This is a genomic window from Skermanella stibiiresistens SB22, from assembly GCF_000576635.1.
Lineage (GTDB): Bacteria > Pseudomonadota > Alphaproteobacteria > Azospirillales > Azospirillaceae > Skermanella > Skermanella stibiiresistens.
In genome coordinates this window covers 50143-70126 of record NZ_AVFL01000016.1, presented here as the reverse complement: position 1 = coordinate 70126, position 19984 = coordinate 50143, and the positions used below count along the sequence as shown (strand labels likewise).

18 protein-coding genes, 1 tRNA gene, 2 pseudogenes and 1 other annotated feature are annotated in these 19984 nt (G+C 62.4%); of the genes and pseudogenes, 16 read left to right on the top strand and 5 right to left on the bottom strand.

The annotated features are described in order from the left end of the window. Positions 1-48: 48 nt before the first annotated feature. Both N825_RS20550 and N825_RS20545 read left to right on the top strand, forming a co-directional pair. Positions 49-897: a hypothetical protein gene (locus tag N825_RS20550; protein WP_157619439.1), complete on the top strand. Its 849-nt coding sequence runs from the start codon at positions 49-51 to the stop codon at positions 895-897. 122 nt (positions 898-1019) lie between these two features. Beyond that, a complete protein-coding gene (locus tag N825_RS20545) occupies positions 1020-1538 on the top strand; it encodes a gamma carbonic anhydrase family protein (RefSeq protein WP_037456495.1) in 519 nt (172 codons plus the stop codon). Positions 1539-1565: 27 nt separating this feature from the next. Here the strand turns inward: N825_RS20545 and N825_RS20540 are convergent, their stop codons facing one another. Then, the gene (locus N825_RS20540; RefSeq protein ID WP_037456493.1) at positions 1566-3383 is read right to left on the bottom strand and encodes a PHA/PHB synthase family protein; all 1818 of its coding nucleotides are present in this window, start codon (positions 3381-3383) and stop codon (positions 1566-1568) included. Positions 3384-3688: 305 nt separating this feature from the next. Here N825_RS20540 and N825_RS20535 point away from each other — a divergent pair, with 305 nt between their 5' ends. The 12 genes from N825_RS20535 to N825_RS20490 all read left to right on the top strand — a co-directional run bounded on the left by N825_RS20535 (position 3689) and on the right by N825_RS20490 (position 15168). Continuing rightward, entirely contained in the window at positions 3689-4120 is a 432-nt protein-coding gene (locus tag N825_RS20535; protein ID WP_037456310.1) for a hypothetical protein, read from the top strand. Between the two features lie 189 nt (positions 4121-4309). Continuing rightward, positions 4310-5593 (top strand): LL-diaminopimelate aminotransferase, encoded by a 1284-nt coding sequence (locus N825_RS20530; protein ID WP_084164920.1) that lies wholly within the window; start codon positions 4310-4312, stop codon positions 5591-5593. After that, on the top strand, positions 5590-6882 hold the full coding sequence (locus N825_RS20525; protein ID WP_037456307.1) for a homoserine dehydrogenase: 1293 nt from the start codon (positions 5590-5592) through the stop codon (positions 6880-6882). The genes N825_RS20530 and N825_RS20525 overlap by 4 nt, the downstream gene beginning before the upstream one ends. 120 nt (positions 6883-7002) lie before the next feature. Next, positions 7003-7971 (top strand): class II fructose-bisphosphatase, encoded by a 969-nt coding sequence (glpX, locus tag N825_RS20520; protein WP_037456304.1) that lies wholly within the window; start codon positions 7003-7005, stop codon positions 7969-7971. Positions 7972-8048: 77 nt separating this feature from the next. Continuing rightward, the gene (gene recJ, locus N825_RS20515; RefSeq protein WP_084164919.1) at positions 8049-9755 is read left to right on the top strand and encodes a single-stranded-DNA-specific exonuclease RecJ; all 1707 of its coding nucleotides are present in this window, start codon (positions 8049-8051) and stop codon (positions 9753-9755) included. 112 nt (positions 9756-9867) lie between these two features. After that, a tRNA-Glu gene (locus N825_RS20510) sits at positions 9868-9943 on the top strand. Positions 9944-10125: 182 nt separating this feature from the next. Beyond that, on the top strand, positions 10126-10428 hold the full coding sequence (locus tag N825_RS20505; RefSeq protein ID WP_051512680.1) for a hypothetical protein: 303 nt from the start codon (positions 10126-10128) through the stop codon (positions 10426-10428). Between the two features lie 226 nt (positions 10429-10654). Further along, positions 10655-10999 (top strand): very short patch repair endonuclease, encoded by a 345-nt coding sequence (locus tag N825_RS38020; protein WP_084164918.1) that lies wholly within the window; start codon positions 10655-10657, stop codon positions 10997-10999. A 56-nt stretch (positions 11000-11055) separates the two neighbouring features. Beyond that, positions 11056-12384, top strand: a complete 1329-nt coding sequence (locus tag N825_RS38015) for a DNA cytosine methyltransferase (RefSeq protein ID WP_084164917.1) — start codon at positions 11056-11058, stop codon at positions 12382-12384. Beyond that, entirely contained in the window at positions 12359-12859 is a 501-nt protein-coding gene (locus N825_RS38010; RefSeq protein WP_245613180.1) for an Eco29kI family restriction endonuclease, read from the top strand. Before N825_RS38015 ends, N825_RS38010 begins: the two co-directional genes overlap by 26 nt. Positions 12860-13144: 285 nt before the next feature. Then, positions 13145-13975: an FRG domain-containing protein gene (locus N825_RS38005; protein ID WP_198038796.1), complete on the top strand. Its 831-nt coding sequence runs from the start codon at positions 13145-13147 to the stop codon at positions 13973-13975. 2 nt (positions 13976-13977) lie between these two features. After that, entirely contained in the window at positions 13978-15168 is a 1191-nt protein-coding gene (locus tag N825_RS20490; protein WP_084164914.1) for a DUF262 domain-containing protein, read from the top strand. A gap of 879 nt (positions 15169-16047) precedes the next feature. On the opposite strand, the pseudogene N825_RS20480 reads toward N825_RS20490, so the two are convergent. Then, positions 16048-16524, bottom strand: a pseudogene (locus N825_RS20480) (transposase); the annotation flags it as partial. Between the two features lie 200 nt (positions 16525-16724). Here N825_RS20480 and N825_RS20475 point away from each other — a divergent pair. Together N825_RS20475 and N825_RS20470 are read left to right on the top strand one after the other, a co-directional pair. Further along, positions 16725-16952 carry an AbrB/MazE/SpoVT family DNA-binding domain-containing protein gene (locus tag N825_RS20475; RefSeq protein WP_037456488.1) on the top strand — a complete coding sequence of 76 codons (228 nt, stop codon included), beginning with the start codon at positions 16725-16727 and terminating at the stop codon, positions 16950-16952. Further along, positions 16952-17362 carry a PIN domain-containing protein gene (locus N825_RS20470; RefSeq protein WP_245613179.1) on the top strand — a complete coding sequence of 137 codons (411 nt, stop codon included), beginning with the start codon at positions 16952-16954 and terminating at the stop codon, positions 17360-17362. The genes N825_RS20475 and N825_RS20470 overlap by 1 nt, the downstream gene beginning before the upstream one ends. 69 nt (positions 17363-17431) lie before the next feature. Here the strand turns inward: N825_RS20470 and N825_RS20465 are convergent. From N825_RS20465 to N825_RS20455, 3 genes and pseudogenes are all read right to left on the bottom strand, one after another. Then, positions 17432-17703, bottom strand: a pseudogene (locus tag N825_RS20465) (IS3 family transposase); the annotation flags it as partial. After that, positions 17516-17632, bottom strand: a sequence feature (AL1L pseudoknot). Its footprint overlaps the pseudogene before it by 117 nt. A gap of 15 nt (positions 17704-17718) precedes the next feature. Continuing rightward, the gene (locus N825_RS20460; RefSeq protein WP_037456288.1) at positions 17719-18933 is read right to left on the bottom strand and encodes an ABC transporter substrate-binding protein; all 1215 of its coding nucleotides are present in this window, start codon (positions 18931-18933) and stop codon (positions 17719-17721) included. A gap of 192 nt (positions 18934-19125) precedes the next feature. Next, entirely contained in the window at positions 19126-19896 is a 771-nt protein-coding gene (locus N825_RS20455; protein ID WP_037456283.1) for a GntR family transcriptional regulator, read from the bottom strand. Positions 19897-19984: the final 88 nt, after the last annotated feature.

The following is a 19984-nucleotide window of genomic DNA, read 5'->3' as shown; positions in this document are numbered from 1 at the left end:
GCGCTATCGCGCATGGCGGCGATCGAGCTCCAAAAGGGAGTCGCGGCCATGGTGACGATATCCAGTTTCGTGTCCGACCACTACGCGAAGCCCGCGTCGGCGACCAGCGGCGCGGCCAAGACCTCCAACACCAGCGCCACCTCCGATACCAGCTCATCCTCGGCGACGACCCAGGCGGCCGCGTCGACGTCCCGGTCCAGCGGCGACGCCTCCGCCATCAAGCTGACCTTCGACGACAAGAAGCCCCGGACCGCCGACAGCCTGCGCGACCAAGTCAGGACCAAGCTGAACGACGTGCTGGGCGGCATCTACAAGGACAAGGATCAGCGCGCCGCCGCGACCGAGGAATCGTTGAAGTCGCTGTCCAGCCAGATCGACAAGGCGGCGTCGTCCAAGGACGTCAAGGGCGTGGAGATCCGCATCGGTTCGGTCAGCACCAGCTACGGCTCGGCGTCGAGCGTCAAGGCGATCGGGGTCGAAGTCGGCCTCGTCCGCAATGGCAAGGTCGCCGCCGGCGACACCACCGTGCTCGACTACCAGGGCAAGAACACCAACCTCTCGACCAAGGAAGTCGCCTCCGGGCTGGCGAAAGGCGCCTACTCGACCACGGCGGAACTGCCGACCGCCGCGACCGACGCCGGCACCGCCGCGCTCCAGAAGGCCCGCACGGCCCTCTCCAAGGTGTCGCAGACCAGCAGCGCGCTGCAGGCTTTCCGCAACGGCGACACCGGCCCGTTGGACGATCTGCGGGCGCAGCTCCAGGGCGGCAAGGCTTCCTCATCCTCGGCGCAAGCGGCCCAGCAGTCCGACCCGACGGCGGCCCTGATGAGCAAGGACCCCAAGGTCCGGCAGCAGATGCTGTCCCAGATGATGTCGAGCTACAGCCTATTCCGCTGAGGCTCACCCGAGTCGTGGGAAAGGTCGGGGCGGCGGTTTCGAACATCACGGGCCTGGACGACACCCATCGCGGTGGCTAAGTGTCGCCGTCCCGACGGACGACCGCGACCGAGGAAGACACCATGCCCGCCCTGATCCTGCCGCACCACGGCAAGACTCCCATCATCCATGACAGCGCCTTCATCGCGGACAACGCGGTGATCATCGGCGATGTCGAGATTGGTCCCAACTCCAGCGTCTGGTTCGGCTGCGTGATCCGGGGCGACGTCAATATCGTCCGCGTCGGCGCCCGCACCAACATCCAGGACGGCGTCGTCATCCACGTCGCGGCGCGCGGGCAGGGGACCTTCATCGGCGACGACATCACCATCGGACACATGGCGCTGCTCCACGCCTGCACCCTGGAAAGCGGCAGCTTCGTCGGCATGAAGGCGTGCCTGATGGACGGCTCGCGGGTCGAGACCGGCGGCATGGTGGCCGCCGGCGCCTTGCTGACTCCCGGCAAGCTGGTCGCATCCGGGGAGCTCTGGGCTGGGACGCCGGCCCGTCCCATGCGCGACGTGGCGCCCGACGAGCGTGACTTCTTCTTCCAGTCCGCCCGTCAATATGTCGATCTGGCCGCCACCTACCAGCGGCCCTGAACGTCGGCGGTCAACCGCCGCCAAGGGTCAGCTGATGCGCACCGCGACATAGGATCCTGGGGCATCCTCGATCGCCGGCAGGCCACCCTCTCCCGGCACCCGCGCCGCCACGGTGCCGCCGCCCTGTTTGGCCAGCCAGCGGTACCATTCGGTCCACCACGACCCCTCGTTCTGCTTGGCGGTCTCCAGCCACGCGTCGGGAGTCTTGGGCAGCTTGGTGTTGGTCCAGTGGCAATATTTGCCGGCGGCCGGCGGGTTGACCACACCGGCGATGTGACCGGACGCCGACAGGACGAACTTGATCGGACCGCCGAAGATCTGGGTCCCGGCATAGGTCGATTTCCACGGCGCTATGTGATCCTCGCGCGTCGACAGCATGAACACCGGAACCGTGATCCGGTGCAGGTCGATCGGCTCGCCCCCGAGGGTGATGCCGCCCGGCTCGATCAGCAGGTTGTTCTGGTACATGTTGCGCAGGTAGAAGCTGTGCATGCGCGCTGGCATGCGGGTCGAATCCGAGTTCCAGTACAGCAGGTCGAACGGAAACGGGTCCTTGCCCAACAGGTAGTTGTTGACCACGAAGGACCAGATCAGGTCGTTGGCCCGCAGCATGTTGAAGCTGGTGGCCATCGTGCCGCCGTCCAGATAGCCCTTCTCGTTCATCCTCTCCTCCAGGAGCTGGAGCTGCTCCTCGTCGATGAAGACCGACAGCTCGCCCGCCTCGGAGAAGTCGGTCATGGTGGTGAGGAAGGTGGCGCTGATGACGCGCTGGTCGCCCTTTGCCGCCATATGGGCCAGGGTGGACGCCAGCAGCGTGCCGCCCAGGCAATAGCCGACCGCGTTGACCTCCGTCTCGCCGGTCGCCAGCTTGATCTGGTCCAGCGCCGCCAGCGGACCCTCGAGCATGTAGTCCTCGAAGCTCTTGGCCGACAGCTCCTCGTCCGGATTGACCCAGGAGACGATGAAGACGGTGATGCCCTGGTCGACCGCCCATTTGATGAACGAGTTCTTCGGCCGCAGGTCGAGGATGTAGTACTTGTTGATCCAAGGCGGAACGATCAGCAGCGGCCGGCGCAGCACCTTCTCCGTCGTCGGGGAGTACTGGATCAGCTGCATCAGGTCGTTCTGGTACACGACCTTGCCGGGCGTCGAGGCGATGTTTTCGCCGACCTTGAACGCGTCGTAGTCGGTCATCTTTATGCTGAGCTGGCCCTTGCCACGCTCCAGGTCGTCCAGCAGGTGCTCCAGCCCCTTGACCAGGTTCTCGCCGCCCGACTCCATGGTGGCGCGCAGCACCTCGGGGTTGGTCATGACGAAGTTGCTGGGCGCCATCGCGTCGACGAACTGGCGGGTGTAGAAATCGACCTTCATCGCCGTCTTGTCGTCCATGCCGTCCACGCCGCGGACGCTGGACTGCATGAAGCGGGCGGTCAGCAGGTAGGACTGCTTGATGAAGTCGAACAGCGTGTTCTCGTCCCAGGCGCTGTCCTTGAAGCGCCGGTCGTCCTTGGCCGGCAGGATGACGGGATCGGCCTCCTGTCCCAGGAACCGCTGGGTGGTCCTCTGCCACAGCGTCATGTAGTCGTTCCACAGGGACATCTGGGCCTGCATCAGCTTGACCGGATCGGACATCATCCGCGTGGTCATCTCGATGAAGGCGTGGCCGATGTTCAGCGGGTCGGCGGCGCCCGGGGCGACGCCGTCATGGGATGGACGGGCCGCCTGCCGCGCCAGGAACTCGGACACCAGATGCTGGCTGTGCTCGGCGATCCGGGCCATCGCCCGGCTCAGTTCGACCGGATCGGGAAACTTCACGTCGGGACCCCGCGCCGCGGTTCCCGGCATCGCGGTTCCCGGCATCTTTGTCTCCCGCTCTCCAGCCACATGCGTTTCAGCCATGTCTTTCGGTCCCCTGCGACTCTAAAATGATCTGGCGTCGGCCGTCTGGACTGCGCATAAGCCGAACGCGGATTACCGGGCTTGATGGACTGGACACTTTGATACAACATCGGCGCGATTTTTTCAGTGTCGGGATGCGGCGGCGGCCGATTCCCGGGCGTTGCATCTGCGCCCAAACGACGCATGGGATTCCTCCGCGACTGGGAGACGGTGACGGCCATGGGTGACAGAGACGACAAGAAGGCGGCGACATGAACGCCTCGGCATCGAAGCGCCTCCGGATTTGGCGGGCGCTCACCCTCGCGGCCCTGCTATCGTCCGGCACCGCCGGATGCGCCAACAGTCCCGTCCTCGACCTGCTGGGCGGCGGCGCCGACCTGCCGCCGGCGGGAGCGGAGGAGGGGCTGATCCAGCGCGCCCGGGACGAGGACAAGGTTTGGCCCAACCTCGCCAGCGTGCCGCCGCGGCCGACCGTCTTCAGCAAGCCGGCCGAGCGCCAAGCGCTGATGGACCGGCTCAAGGTCGAGCGGGGCGAGGATCTGGCCTCCGGCGCCGAGCTGGAAGCCAGGGCTCCCGTCGCCCCGGCCCGACAGGCGCCGCCGACGCTGCCGTCCATGGGCACCGACGCGCCGCCGCCGGTCAGCGCCATCACCATCCCGGACGCGCCCCCGGCCAGTCCCTGAGCGCCCTCCGCCCCGATCACCCGCCACACATCGCTTGCCACACATTGGCCGACCTCCGAAAAATCTCGATTCCGGAGCGGCGTGGCGGTACATACTGGCTCCCCGATCCAATCCGGCCGAAGGACCGTGTTGGACCAGGGCGGAGCGCGTTTTTGAAGGCGCCTGACTCTCCAGGTTTTTGGGGCACCCATGACGGATAGCGAATTCCACCGAATCAAGAGATTACCGCCATACGTGTTCGCGGAAGTGAACGCCATGAAGGCGCGAGCCCGAGCCGCCGGCGAGGACATCATCGATTTCGGCATGGGCAATCCGGATCTGCCGACTCCGCCGCACATCGTCGAGAAGCTGATCGAGGCGGTGCGGGACCCCAAGACCCACCGCTATTCCAACTCGCGCGGCATCCCCGGCCTGCGCCGGGCGATCTGCTCCTATTACAAGACGCGGTTCAACGTCACGCTCGACCCCGAGAGCGAGGCGATCGTCACGATCGGCTCCAAGGAGGGCCTCGCCAATCTGGCGCAGGCGATCACCAGCCCCGGCGACATCATGCTGGTGCCCAACCCCAGCTACCCGATCCACCCCTTCGGCTTCATCCTGGCCGGGGCCGCGATCCGGCATTTGCCGATCGGGCAGGGCTTCAGCTTCATGGAGTCGCTGGAGCGGGCGGTCAAGCACAGCGTGCCCAAGCCGCTGGCGGTCGTCCTGAACTATCCGTCCAACCCGACCGCCGAGGTCGTGGACCTGGATTTCTACCGGCCGATCGTGGAGTTCTGCCGCAAGCACGGCATCTACATCCTGTCGGATCTGGCCTATTCCGAGATCTATTTCGACGACGTGCCGCCGCCCTCCATCCTGGAGATCCCCGAGGCGCGGGAGATCGCGGTCGAGTTCACGTCGATGAGCAAGACCTACTCCATGCCCGGCTGGCGCATCGGTTTCGCGACCGGCAACAAGAAGCTGATCACGGCGCTGGCGCGGATCAAATCCTATTTGGACTACGGCGCCTTCACCCCGATCCAGGTGGCGGCCGCCGCGGCGCTCAATGGCCCTCAGGACTGCGTCGCCGAGGCCCGCGCGATCTACAAGGCCCGCCGCGACGTGCTGATCGATGGCCTCGCCTCCGCCGGCTGGCAGGTGCCGAGCCCGCCGGCCAGCATGTTCGCCTGGGCGCCGATCCCGGAACAGTTCGCCCATCTCGGCAGCCTGGAGTTCAGCAAGCTGCTGCTCCAGGAGGCCAAGGTCGCGGTGGCGCCCGGCATCGGCTTCGGTGAGTACGGCGACGGCCATGTCCGTCTGGCGTTGGTCGAGAACCAGCACCGCATCCGGCAGGCTTGCCGCAACATCAAGCAGTTCTTCCAGGAGGCCGGCATCGCGCCGCTTCCCACCGTCCGGCGCGCCCCGACGGCCGCCGCCTCCGCTCCCGCCGGCGCCGCCCCGGTGGCCGGCTCCAAACAGCGGGCGGCGTCGTGACCGCGCCGCTGAGGATCGGCATCGCCGGATTGGGCACCGTCGGTGGCGGCGTGCTCAAGGTCCTGGAACGCCACGCCGAGCTGCTGGCCGGCCGGACCGGTCGCCGCATGGTGGTGACCGCCGTCAGCGCCCGCACGCGGAGCCGCGATCGCGGCGTCGATCTCAGCGCCGCACGCTGGTACGAGGACGCGGTCGCGCTGGCCGCCGATCCCGACGTCGACGTGGTGGTGGAACTGATCGGTGGCTCCGAGGGCGTCGCCCGCGAGGTCTGTGAGACGGCCCTGTCGCGCGGCAAGCATGTCGTCACCGCCAACAAGGCCCTGCTGGCCATCCACGGCACCGGGCTGGCGCGGCTGGCCGAGGAGAACGGCGTCGCGCTGAGCTTCGAGGCGGCGGTCGCCGGCGGCATCCCGGTCATCAAGGGGCTGCGCGAGGGTCTGGCGGCCAATTGCGTCACCGAGGTCCACGGCATCCTCAACGGCACCTGCAACTACATCCTGACCGAGATGCGCGAGACCGGGCGGGAGTTCGGCGACGTGCTGGCGGAGGCGCAGAAGCTGGGCTACGCCGAGGCGGATCCCAGCTTCGACATCGACGGTGTCGACGCCGCCCACAAGCTGGCGATCCTGACCTCCGTCGCGTTCGGCTGCGCCGTCGATTTCGACGCGGTCCACATCGAGGGCATCCGGCACATCTCGGCGCTCGACATCGAATACGCCAGCGAGCTGGGTTTCCGGATCAAGCTGCTGGGCATCGCCCGGCGAAGCGACGGCGGTGTCGAGCAGCGGGTCCACCCCGCCATGGTGCCGGTCTCATCCCCGATCGCGACGGTCGATGGCGTGTTCAACGCCGTGGTCGCCGAGGGTGATTTCGTCGAGCGGGTGACCTTCGTCGGCCGCGGCGCGGGCGCCGGTCCGACCGCCTCGGCCGTGGTCGCCGATCTGGTCGACATCGCGCGGGGGCGGGTCAGCCACGCTTTCGGTGTCCCATCCGGGCGGCTTGAAAGCGTCCGGGCCGCCCCGCCGGAGGAACGCCGGGGTGCGTACTACCTGCGCCTCATGGTGGTCGACCGCCCTGGCGTGATAGCAGAGGTGGCGGCGGCGCTGCGCGACGAGAACGTTTCCATGGAGTCGTTCCTGCAACGCGGCCGCGCGCCGGGCGAGGCCGTGCCGGTCGTGCTGACGACCCACGACACCGACGAGGCGTCCATGCAACGGGCGCTGGCGTCGCTGTCGCGGTTGGAGGCGATACTGGAGGCGCCGCGCCTGATACGGATCGAGCGGTTCTAGGTCTAGGGATGGGAGCCGGCGCGGCCTCTGGCTGTCGAGCTGGCGGACGTTCGGTAAATATTCGAGTTATTGGGGAAGAACCCCAGGGGGAAAACGATGTTAGAGCAAGCAGCGCGTCAGATGGACCGCAACCTGGCCCTCGAGGTCGTCCGCGTCACCGAGGCGGCCGCCCTGTCGGCCTCGCTGTTGATCGGCCGCGGCGACGAGAAGCTGGCCGACCAGGCAGCAGTCGACGCGATGCGTCAGGCGCTGAACAGCTTGGCGATCGAGGGCACCGTCGTCATCGGCGAGGGTGAGCGGGACGAGGCGCCGATGCTGTATATCGGTGAGAAGGTCGGGACCGGCGGTCCCAAGATCGACATCGCCCTTGACCCGCTCGAAGGCACCACCATCACCGCGACCGGCGGACCGAACGCCCTGGCCGTCATCGCGATGGCGGAGGAGGGCGGCTTCCTGAACGCTCCCGACGTCTACATGGACAAGATCGCGGTCGGCGGCAACCTGCCCGACAACGTCGTCGATCTGGACGAGACGGTCGCCAACAACCTCAAGAACCTCGCCAAGGCCAAGGGCGCCGAGGTCTCCGAGCTGCTGGTCTGCATCCTGGACCGTCCGCGCCACTCCGAGCTGATCGCCAAGGTCCGCGAGGCCGGCGCCCGGATCATGCTGATCACCGACGGCGACGTGTCCGGCGTGATCGCCACCTCGCAGCCCGAGAGCGGCGTCGACCTGTACATGGGTAGCGGCGGCGCGCCGGAAGGCGTCCTGGCGGCTGCGGCGCTGCGTTGCATCGGCGGCCAGTTCCAGGGCCGGCTACTGTTCCGCAACGACGACGAGAAGGCCCGCGCCGCCCGCTGGGGTGTCACCGACCTGACCCGCAAGTACCTGCTGAACGACCTCGCCAGTGGCAACGTGATGTTCGCCGCCACCGGCGTCACCACCGGCACGATGCTGCGCGGCGTACGCCGTTTCGCCGGCGGCGCCGTCACCCACTCGATCGTCATGCGGTCGAAGAGCGGCACGGTCCGGATCGTCGAGGCCCACCACAACTTTCGCCGCAAGACTGGCTTCGGTCCCTTCGATAAGTGAGTTCGGACCCGGCTTTTCTTAAGGTAAGCCGCTCGTTCGGTGGCCGGCGCTGGATCGCCAGGCCAACCGACGAGCGGATGGCGCTGGCTCTGGCCCAAGGCCATGGCTTGCCGGAACTGGTCGGCCGCGTGCTCTCGGCGCGCGGCATCGACCTGTCCACGGCGGAGAACTTCCTGGCGCCGACGCTCCGCTCCCTGCTGCCCGACCCCAGCCACCTCAAGGACATGGACGCCGCGGCCGACCGGATCGCGCGCGCCATCATGGCCGGCGAGCGGGTGGCGGTGTTCGGCGACTACGACGTCGACGGCGCCACCTCGTCGGCTCTGCTGCGCCGATTCTTCCACGCGGCCGGCAGCGACCTGACCATCTACATCCCCGACCGCATCGCCGAGGGCTACGGCCCCAACGCCCCGGCCCTGGTCCGCCTCAAGGAGGCGGGCTTCTCCCTGGTCGTGACGGTCGATTGCGGCGTCACCGCCTTCGACCCGCTCGCCGCCGCGGCCGCCGCCGGCCTTGAGGTCGTTGTGGTCGACCACCACGCGGCCGAACCGCGCCTGCCCCAGGCCGTCGCGGTGGTCAATCCGAACCGGGTCGACGACGCCTCTCCCCACAAGACGCTGGCCGCCGTCGGCGTCACCTTCCTGCTCGTCGTGGCGCTCAACCGGCAGCTCCGCGCGGCCGGCTGGTGGACGACAGCCCGCCCGCAGCCGGACCTGATGGGCTGGCTTGACCTCGTGGCGCTCGGCACCGTCTGCGATGTCGTCCCGCTGGTCGGGCTGAACCGGGCCCTGGTCACCCAAGGTCTCAAGGTGATGGCGCGGCGCTCCAATCCCGGCATCACGGCGCTGTCCGACTTGTGCAAGCTGGCGGAGAAGCCCGACGCCTTCCACGCCGGCTACATCCTCGGACCGCGGGTCAACGCCGGCGGCAGGGTGGGGGCCTCCGACCTCGGCGCGCGGCTCCTCTCGACCGACGATCCCGGCGAGGCCGCAGACATCGCCCGCATCCTCGATCAGCACAATTCCGAACGCCGCTCGATCGAGGCCGGCGTGCTGGACGAGGCGCTGGCCCAGGTGGAATCGACGCTGGAGGACTTGGGCGGGCTGGTCTTCGCGGTCGGCGAGGGGTGGCACCCGGGAGTCATTGGCATCGTCGCCGCCCGGCTGAAGGAGCGCTACAACCGCGCCGCCTGCGTCGTCGCGCTGGACGGCGGCATCGGAAAGGCGTCGGGCCGCTCGGTGCGCGGCATCGACCTCGGCTCCGCCGTGATCGCGGCCCGCCACGCCGGCCTGCTGATCGCCGGGGGTGGCCACCGCATGGCGGCTGGATTCTCGGTGGCGGCCGATCGCCTGCCCGAGCTGAAACGCTTCCTGTCCGACCGAATTGCCGCCCAGCAGGAGGACGGCCCGCCAGCCCCCACCTTGGAACTCGACGGCGTGCTCTCGGTCGGCGGCGCCACGCCCACCCTGGTCGGCACGCTGGCCAAGCTCGGCCCGTTCGGCACCGGCAACTCGGAACCCCGCTTCGCCCTGGCCGACGCCCGCATCGCCCATGCCTCGGTGGTTGGCGAGAACCATGTCCGCTGCATCCTGACCAGCGCCGGTGGCGAGCGCCTCAAGGCCATCGCCTTCCGGGCCCTGGACAGCGATCTGGGCAAGGGCCTGCTGAAGAGCGGCGGCGCCCCCCTGCACGTCGCCGGCCACCTCCGCCCCGACAACTGGCAGGGCCGCAACGACGTCCAACTGTTCATCGACGACGCCGCCCCGGTCTGGAGCGGCGCCTGATCCCAAGCCGCGGCGAGCGGAGAGTCTTCCCACAGAAACTTCGCCGCCGCAGCGAATTCCGCCTTGATTTACCCCCGTCGCCCGGCTATCCATCCACTCACTTCAGCGCCTCGTCCCCTTCGTCTAGAGGCCTAGGACACCGCCCTTTCACGGCGGCGACACGGGTTCGAATCCCGTAGGGGACGCCACTCACATCAAGCGCTTAGCAGCTGCTTCAAGTTCGTACGGCAAATGTACGACATAGACTGGGTCGCGCCGTCACTGTTCGGCTAGGTGCATGCCTGTTCGTGGTTGGGTATCCCGTTGTCAGCGGGCATGAACCTGTGCCGCCGAGCTCCGTAAACTATCCCTCTTGCGGCTGCGTGCCAACATGAATGGCTTTTTCAACGTTGAGCCCACGACCGAGAATCGATGGCGAGCGATCATCCTGTTCGGGCGAAACACGGCTTCGTTCAAGTTCGCGCTGGGTGAGGCGCTCCTCAGCGCTGGCACCGCATCGGGCGACCTGATCCGACTCGACGGACTCGCGCTTCCCTATGCTAAAGCTATTTGCCGCCATCTGCAGAATGCTCCAAAGCAGATCACGACGTCCGCTGGCCAATTCCTCAAGGCATGCGTCTCTTGGAATGAAGGCATGATTGACGGTGAGGCGCTCCGTGGCGTGACCGTGTGACCCGGCTTCAACGACGTCATCGACGCTTTCCACAACATCGGTGGGGAACTCGGAGCGCGGTCTTCATAGACGAACGGCGGGAGAGCAGGGTCCCAGTCCAACGAAGATTACGAGAGTCCTCACCTCAGTATGTTCAATCGGCCCTTATAGCTCCGAGCTGAGCCATGTTAATTGCCTATTAACCAGGCGGCTGGCTGATAGAAAATGCTGGTGGGTTAGATACACCATGGACACTCGCACGCGACGACAACGCAGCGATCGCATGTCCCGGATCCGAAACCGCGACACTAAGCCCGAAATGGTCGTTCGACGTATGGTTCATTCCATGGGTTACCGATATCGTCTTCACCAAAGCGATCTGCCTAGCCGGCCTGATCTAGTTTTCTCTGGACGTCGACGCATCATATTGGTTCATGACTGCTTCTGGCATCGACATATAAGGCGCCGACTGGCACGATTGCCGAAGAGCCGCATTGAGTTTTGGGAAACGCAGTTGAGTAAGAATGTAGAAAGGGACCAGAGAAACTTAGGTGAGCTACAGCGGCTTGGATGGGAGGTGCTTACCATTTGAGAATGCGAACTGAGCGACCGCACCGGTCTAGATAAACGTATAAGGGGGTTCTTGGGGTGAGATCGATAGAACTATTTGCCGGCGCGGGAGGATTAGCGCTCGGCGCTTGCGGTGCCGGTTTCGAGCCAGAAGCTGTTGTGGAATGGGATAACCATTGCGCCGCGACGCTTCTTCTCAATAAAAACGCCCAAGTGGCTCCGGCTTCCAAATGGAACATTCAGCATAAAGACGTTAGATTTTTCAACTACAAGATGATCAATGCTGAAGTCGACTTAGTTACTGGTGGGCCCCCCTGTCAACCTTTCTCGATTGGCGGGAAGCATAAGGCCTTCAATGATGCCCGGGACATGTGGCCTGAGGCGGTCAGAGCTGTGCGAGAAACCAGACCACGTGCGTTCGTGTTCGAGAACGTGTTTGGCTTAGCGCGTCCAGCCTTTGCAGAGTATCTGGGATATGTCCTTGCTCAGCTAACATTTCCTGAGATAGTGCGGCGCGTTGATGAAAAATGGGACGACCACGCAAAGCGCCTTGCAATACAGATGAAGGACAAATCACGATCTATCCTCAGATACTCGGTGAGAAAAGATGTGCTCGATGCTGCTAATTTTGGAGTGCCGCAACGTCGCCGCCGCCTGTTCATTGTTGGATTTCGGGACGATCTTGATATTGATTATAAATTTCCTGTGCCAACACATTCCAAGTGGGCGCTTGATGAGCAAAAACGAACTGGTCAGTACTGGGAACGTCATGGCATTCGGGTTCCGATCATCGATGTCTCCTCCCCCAAACTGCGCCTTGCTGATGAGCTTCCAGTCAAGCCATGGAGGACGGTGCGAGATGCGTTGATAGGTCTGCCTGATCCGGAAAATGCCGATCACCGATTCGCGAATCATAGATTCCAACCTGGTGCCAGAGTGTATGTGGGGCACACTGGAAGCCCTTTAGATCAGCCAGCAAAAGCGCTCAAGGCTGGCGATCATGGCGTTCCCGGTGGTGAAAACATGATGGTCAAGGACGACCGCTCGGTTCGCTATTTTACGGTGAGAGAGGCGGCTAGAATACAAACTTTTCCCGATACTTACATGTTCGGTGGTGCATGGTCTGAGCAGATGCGACAGCTTGGAAACGCTGTTCCTGTCGAACTCGCCCGCGTTGTTTTGAGTGGCGTAGCATCTCGACTCTCGTGTACGAAAACGTGTACCAATGCAGACCTTGGAGCCATATTGAGAACATCCGATGACAAGCGAGAAGCCTTACAATCCATTGGACAAAACGCATTTGTCCGAGAGCGTGGTGAACGCTCTGCTGCGGCAAACGGTTGTCCCTCTCCAAGGGATTCCACGTTTCAACGGAGCGGGCTTGTACCTGATCTACTACTCAGGTGAGAATAAGCCATTTGCCCCCTATGATCGAATTGCTGATCTCAATCGTAACAACGCGTTTACGCATCCGATCTATGCTGGTAAAGCAGTACCTGCAGGCGGACGCCGGGGAACAATTGATACAGACGGCAGTCTAGGGTTTGCACTCTGGAGTCGGTTGACTGAACATTCTGATACTATTCGCAGCGTTAGCAATCTAAGTATCAGCGACTTCTGGGCAAGATTTCTTGTCGTCGATGACACATGGATCGGTCACGGTGAGGGTCTTCTTCTCCGACACTTTAGACCGATATGGAATCAAGTGCTGGATGGCTTTGGAAACCACGATCCTGGATCGGGACGCTATAATCAGAGGCGATCGCCATGGGATACAGTGCATCCAGGGCGCGCATGGGCCTTCCGATGTGCCGACCATCCTAAATCATCGGAACAAATGCTCGTTGAGATTGAAACATATGTCCCAAATATCAGCATCTAATCCTATCAAGCGCCTGTCTGCTTATTTCTGACATGCGATGCCCGATGCGTCGAGTCGAAGCTGAGAACTTCTGTTTGTGTAGAAGTAGTAGGTTAACTAAATGGTGACAACGGGTGCGGAGTGGGAACTGATCTGCTTTTATCATTTGCCACTCTACAGCAGTTCGCAGAAGAGAATTCGATGCTGTTGTGATCTACGCGGCAGAACAAAGTGGGCATGTAGAATGTCGAGGTATGCGGCCACATGCTTCTGTGATTAGTCATGGGATTTTCTTGGAGCGGAAGAGTGAGCAATCCAACCGAAGATTTGCTGGGGGAAGCCGGTACCCAAGCGCCGACGCTAACCGTTGTCAATAACCTTACCGAATTCGCCGCTTCCGTGAGTGATCTCGCATCAAACAACAGAGGGGTGCGATGGTTCCGTGGGACTAGTAGGTCAACACACAGTCTTGTTCCGAGCTTGTACCGACATCCTACCATGAAGGGGGCTAACGATCTTATTGAGTTAGAGTGGGAGCTATTATCAGAGTTTCGGCATCAAGCTCCGCCTTTTGCTGGCAAGTTGCCTGACGCAAATCTCGAGCTACTATTTCTGATGCAACATTTTGGAGTTCCTACACGATTATTAGATTGGAGTGAAAATCCATTTATCGCGCTTTTCTTTGCTCTTGAGAACGCGATGCCAAATCCTGTTGATGCCTACGATGCTGCAGTCTGGATTCTTGACCCTGTATCACTGAACAGGCGGTCGACATCCTATCGCGTTACAAATACTGGCATCTTCGGAGCTTATGCTCCCGAGTTAGCGGGCTATGAACCGAGTGCGGATGGTAGACGGGTTGCAATGAGGCTGCCATTAGGAATTTTTGGTATCCATAACAGCCCCCGCATAGTGGCGCAACGTGGCGCCTTCGTCATGTTCGGCAGGGACACGACGGCGCTGGACCTAAATAGTGATCTAAGTGGACCTGATGGGGTAGTCCACAAAATCCTGATCAAGGCTGAAAGTAGGTGGCAGATGCGCAAAGATCTGTCTAATATTGGGATTTCGGACTCGGTTGTATACCCTGACCTTGATGGGCTTGGGCGAGAGATCAAGAACCGGAAGGGTTTCTAATTATGAGCTTTCGAGTTATTCAAATGCCTCCCCAAACTTTAACAACTTGGTGGGACGATAAGGAAGAACTAGATTTTGACCCAAGCTACCAGAGGAAAGGTAACATATGGTCTTTGGGGCAAAAACAGGGATTGATAGATAGTATTATCAATGGCTTCGATATACCAAAATTGTATTTGGCTGATTTTACACTCCTGAATAGCCATCTCAATGAAAATAAGAAAAAATACGCTGTAATTGATGGCAAGCAGAGACTTCTCACCGTAATATCCTTCTTCGAAGGAGAATTTCCTTTAGCTAGTAATTTCGTGTACTTTGACGATTACTCTTTGAGATTGGGCGGTTTGACTTATAGAGATCTTGTGCAGAATTTCCCTAGAGTATCAAGGAGGTTCGATAATTTCTCTCTGACTGTTATGAGCGTTGTGACCGATGATGAGGCGAAAATAAGCGAACTGTTCGTAAGGCTAAACACAAGCAAGCCCCTTGCAGGTGCTGAAATTCGCAATGCTATGGTTGGTGAGGTTCCAAGGGTAATCAGGGACCTCGTCACACATGAGTTTTGGACGAAAACACGTTTCAGCAAGTTACGTGGACAAGATAAAAATGCGGCGGCAAAGCTCTTGTTGCTTGAGCACATGGGCACCTTCGTTGATACAAAAAAACGCCAGCTTGACCGTTTAGTTGCCGAAGTTGCAACTAGTAAGCCCGATGAGGTGATGGCTCCACTCATTCATGAGGAGGTTCTTGAGAACCAACCTCCCGACGAGTCAGTGGATGAGTCGCCAGTCACTGATGATGACGTCGCGGAGGCCGTGATTGAAGCCGAAGAGTCAGATGTTAAGCATGCCTCAAGGCGAGTTTGGCAGGTCCTAGACCGGATGACTCCGTTATTCATCGTTAGCGATCCACTTCTTAATCAGCAGGCACAAGTTCCCGTCGTTTACTGGCTGGTGCGTAGCCTTAGCGGAGATTTGCTGCGGCATGTCCGGCCCTTTCTAGCTCATTTTGAACAGGCACGGGCAAGGAATAGGTCGTTGCCCGTAGGCCATCAGGAAAGGGATCCTTTCCTTACCGATTTTGAGCTCATGGCGCGGACGAGCAATGATCAAGCGAGTATCGGCGGGCGATACCGAATAATGCATGAGCGATTTAACGAATTTGTCAAGAGTGCTAAGGCTACTACGCCGTAGGACATTACTCGACCAGCGGAATCGATTGGTTGTGGTGTAGAGTCGTCTTCTAGTGCATTGATGCTGACAGGGAATTCAGAGATGAGCAGCGTTGTGCGGATCTGGGTGCATGGCCCAGACATTCAGCGTCATTAGCAGCCTCAAGGACCGCGTGCGGTTGGCCGCCGCCATCGGAGACCGTAACCGCCCGCTCAAACGTAAGCGATGCGAGCGGACCCCTGGCCTTCGGCTGTGCGACTACCGCATGGTTTGCGGCGCGCCTTGGGTGTTCCTGGAGTTCCTAATCGAGGATGTCCGCCCGTGCCGGCAAGACGGCGCCGCACGATGTGTGTCGGACCGTGGAGACGATCGTCTGGCATCACGCCGCCGGGGCGAAGTGGGTGCCATCCCGTCCGACCTCGGCCCGTGGTGGATGGCGGCCGAAACCCTCATCCGGTGGTTGCGGCTGGGCGTTTGCGGCGCCTGAGGGCACTCATGCCGGAGAGGGGTGTGGCGCTTGGCATGACCTTTCTTGACGACAGGACTAGTCGAGCGCACGCCAAGGCGGTGTGGGCGCAGAAAAAGGGAATCTGGGTCGTAAAGCGGTGAGCGTAGGGCGCTTGGACATTCCTTCATGACAGTGTAGCGACGGCCTTGACCGCCGGGTGGTATTGATGGAGACCGGCGGCGAAGGTTTCTACAACCGGGAAAGCTTCAGCGAACTTTGAATGTGTTTAGGCAGCCCGTGCGCGAGTTGGACGGCATCTCTCGATCGGTTATAAGGGTAAAGAACCGGGGGCGCCAACGTTTGGTCTGTGGTGCGCGGTGCGATCATGTCCCAGGACGTGGTGTAACAGCGGGATCAGTTCCGCGGCTCTCTTGGTCGTCTGGTCTGTCGGATCATGAGCCGGTCATGGGCAGCATGATGGTGTCATCATCGCCGAGTGTCGCGATCGTTTCCAGCGTCATGTAACGCGCTCTTTCGACGACCCATTCGTCGTTCTGTCCGAGGAGGACCGCGCCGAAGAGGCGGGTGATGGCCGGCTCGTTCGGAAAGATGCCGACGACCTCGGTGCGGCGCTTGACCTCGCCATTGAGCCGCTCGATGGAGTTTGTCTAGTGGATCTTGACCCTGTGCTCCTTGGGGAAGGTCATGTAGGCCAGGACATCCGGTTCGGCCTCGTCCAGCAGTGCCGCCAGCTTGGGCAGCTTCGGACGGATCTGGTCGGCGACCTGGCGGCACTGGGCCCGGGCAGCGGCCTCGTCATCCTGGGCGAAGGCGGTTCCGACGAACGCGGCCACGACCCGGCGCCCGCTCTTGCCGGCGTGCGCCATGGCGTTGCGCATGAAGTGAACATAGCACCGCTGCCACCCCGCCTCCGGCGCTTCAGCCTTTTTGCGGAAACTCTCGCACTCTATTGTGGCCGCCAGACGCAGGCCGGTTTAGGCGCCACAGTAGGAAGGAGAGGCTCCCCACGTCATCGACGCCCTGTCCCCGCACAAAGCCAGCTCTCTGTATACCTTGACTAATCGGCCTCTAAGATAGACATTCGCCATGTATATCTATGGAGACGATCATGCAGGTAGCCAGATGGGGTAACAGTCTCGCCGTACGCTTGCCTGCCGCTGTCGTCGAAGCATTGGAACTGAAAGAAGGCGACGAGATTGAAATTCATGTCGTCGGCGAGCGAAGCTTCGATATCGAGCGCGACCGGAGCCGTGAGAGAGCCTTGGAACGCATCCGCTCATTCCGCAAGAAGTTACCTCCGGATTGGAAGTTCGATCGCGACGACGCCAATGCGTGATGACCTCGATGGCGGGTGAGTTTCTCGACACCAATATCCTGATCTATGCTTTCACCGATGATCCTCGTAGTCGCAAGGCGCAGGAACTGCTCGGCAAGGGCTGCGTCATCGGCGTGCAGGTATTGAACGAATTCGCCAACGTCGCGCGTCGCAAGCTGGGCATGACATGGGAGGAACTACGTGAAGCGCTTTCCTCCATCCAGATCGTCTGCCCGACTGTTCTGCCCATGGACCTTCAAGTCCACAACGACGCTCTCGCCATCGCGGAGCGATACGGTTTTAGCATCTTCGACTCCCTCATGATCGCGTCGGCCCTTCGCGGTGGATGCGGGATACTTTGGTCAGAGGACATGCGGGATGGCATGGTCATCGACGGTCGCCTGCGCATCGTCAATCCCTTCCGCGCCTGATTGAACCGCACCGGGATTCCCGGAAGCCGATTTGGTTGAGTCATGCCGCCTTGGCGACACCCTCGGTTTGAGCATGGTGGCGTGCTTCGGCCTCGGCGGGTGGAGTGTTGCCGATGGGTTCCTCGGCCGGGCCGCATGGGCGTGATAAGTTTGCGGGGTCATCGGCGGAACCTCGCGGATCGGCCCGGCCCCGTGGACGGCGCGATGCTCGTCGATTAAAGCGATCATTTCCTGAACGGGCGGTCGAGTTCCGCCTGGACGAAATACGCCGACGCCTTGCGAAGGATCTCGTTCGCAAGGCGCAACTCCCGGACTGCGCGCCGCAGCGCCTTGATCCGCTCAACAATTCCCCCCGATCACTTCACCAACGGGCAGCCGCTGTCCTTCGGGTCGATGTAGGCCTGCGCCGCCGGGATGGTCTCCACCAGGTTGAAGTAGTCCCAGGGTCCTTTGGTCTCACTCGGCGTCTTGACCTGGAACAGGTACATGTCGTCGAACACGCGGCCGTTCTCGGCGATCTTGGCGTTCTTCATCATCATGTCGTTGACCGGCGTCTCGCGCATCTTGGCGGCGACCTTGTCCGCGTCGTCGGTGCCGAGCGCCTGCACCGTCATCAGGTAATGCCGCGTCGCGGAGTAGACGCCGGCTTGGTTCATCGACGGCTTGCGGCCGGTCCTGTCCTCGAACTTCTTCGACCAGGCGCGAGTCTCGTCGTTCATGTCCCAGTAGAAGGCGTTGGTCAGCACCAGTCCCTGAGCCGCCTCCAGGCCGAGCGCGTGGATGTCGTTGACGTTCAGCAGCATGCCGGCGAGGTTCTGGCCGGACTGGGTGATGCCGAACTCGGCCGCCTGCTTGACCGCGTTGATGGTGTCGCCGCCCGCATTGGCGAAGGCGATGACCTGCGCGCCCGAGCCTTGGGCCTGGAGCAGGAAGGACGAGAAGTCCGACGTGCCGAGGGGATGGCGCACGCTGCCCACCACGGTGCCGCCAAGCTGCTTGACGACATTGGCGCCTTCCGTCTCCAGCGAATGGCCGAAGGCGTAGTCCGCCGTGACGAAGTACCAGCTCTTCTTGCCCTGCTCGACCAGCGCGCGGGCGGTTCCCGCCGCCAAGGCGTGATTGTCCCAGGTCCAGTGGAACCCGTAGGGGCTGCACTGCTTGCCGGTCAGGTCGGTCGATCCCGGACCGGACATCAGGAAGATCCGCTTGTTGTCCCGCGTGATTCCCTGCACCGCCAGCGCGGCGGCTGAATTCGGCACATCGGCCACGACGTCGACCTTGTCGTTGTCGATCCATCCCCGGGCCAGGTTCGCGGCGATGTCGGCCTTGTTCTGGTGGTCGCCGGTGATGATCTCGATCGGCGTTTCCCCGATCTTGCCGCCGAATTCCTCGGCCGCCAGACGCGCCGCCACGACCGAGCCCTCGCCATTGATGTCGGAATAGATGCCCGAGCGATCGGTCAAGACGCCGATCTTGATCAGGTTGTCGGAGAATTGGGCGTGCGCCGGACTGGCGGCGAGGGCCAAGGTGGCGGTTCCGGCAAGAAGGCCGGCAACAAGAACGGTGCGCATATTTCACTCCCCATTTGGTCCAGCCGTGACGGTGTTGTCCCCGGTATCGGCTGAACTCCCCATATCGTGTCTCGACGTGTGAGCACTGTGTGTCATCCCGTCAAACACGCAAGTACATATGGCCGCCCGGCCGGTGCCGAGCAACAACTTACGGGGCGGAGTGTGATTTGGGGCGCTGGAGGTCTCGACCGGTCAGACGTTGACGCTGGCTTTGGTGAAGGCCTCGACATAGTCCATCAGCGCGTCGGACGCCTTCTCGGCGGCGGCCTCGTCGCCGGCGACGATCGCGTCCATCACGACCGCGTGCAGGGGGGCCGCGATGCTGATGTCCTGGGGCTTGGCGAAGACCGACCAATAGCGCCTGGACATGGCGTGGATCGAGGCGATCGCCTTGATGGCGAAGGGGTTGGCGGAGCAGGCCGCGACGAAGCGGTTGAACTCGTTGTCGCTGCGCAGGAACAGCAGGTAATCGTTGGTGGCGGTCGCCGTCCGCATGGCGTCGGCCAGCTCCGCGAACCGCTGGCGCTGTTCCGGAGTGCTGCGGCGGGCGGCGCGGCCGGCGATCAGCCGCTCCAGCTCGCGGCGGACCTCCAGCAACAGCAGTTGGTCGCGGACATTGACGTCAGTCACCACCAAGCCCCGGTGGGGCACGATCTTGACCAGACCGTCCTCGGCCAGCCGCAACAGCGCCTCCCGCACGGGGGTGCGGCCGAACTGGGTGGTCTCGGCCAGCCAGCCCTCCGTCATGGTGGCGCCGGGCGGCAGCTTCAACGTGGTGATCATCTCCTCGATGATCTGGTAGGCCTGCTCCGACTGCGTGACCGAAGGCGCCTTCCGTTCAGCCGATCCCGCCGCGTCGCCACGCTTCCGCGCCGCCGCCCGCGCGGCGGGTTTCCGCTTCGCGGTGTTCCGCGCGCTCGACCGGCCCGCCGTGCCGGCGGCACCTTCATCACTCGCTCTCATCGCCGACGCCTTTCAACAATTCGGGCTCCGGGGAGCATCCGAAGACACTCCCGACTTGTAGCATCTTGACCCCGAGGCGCCAGCGGTC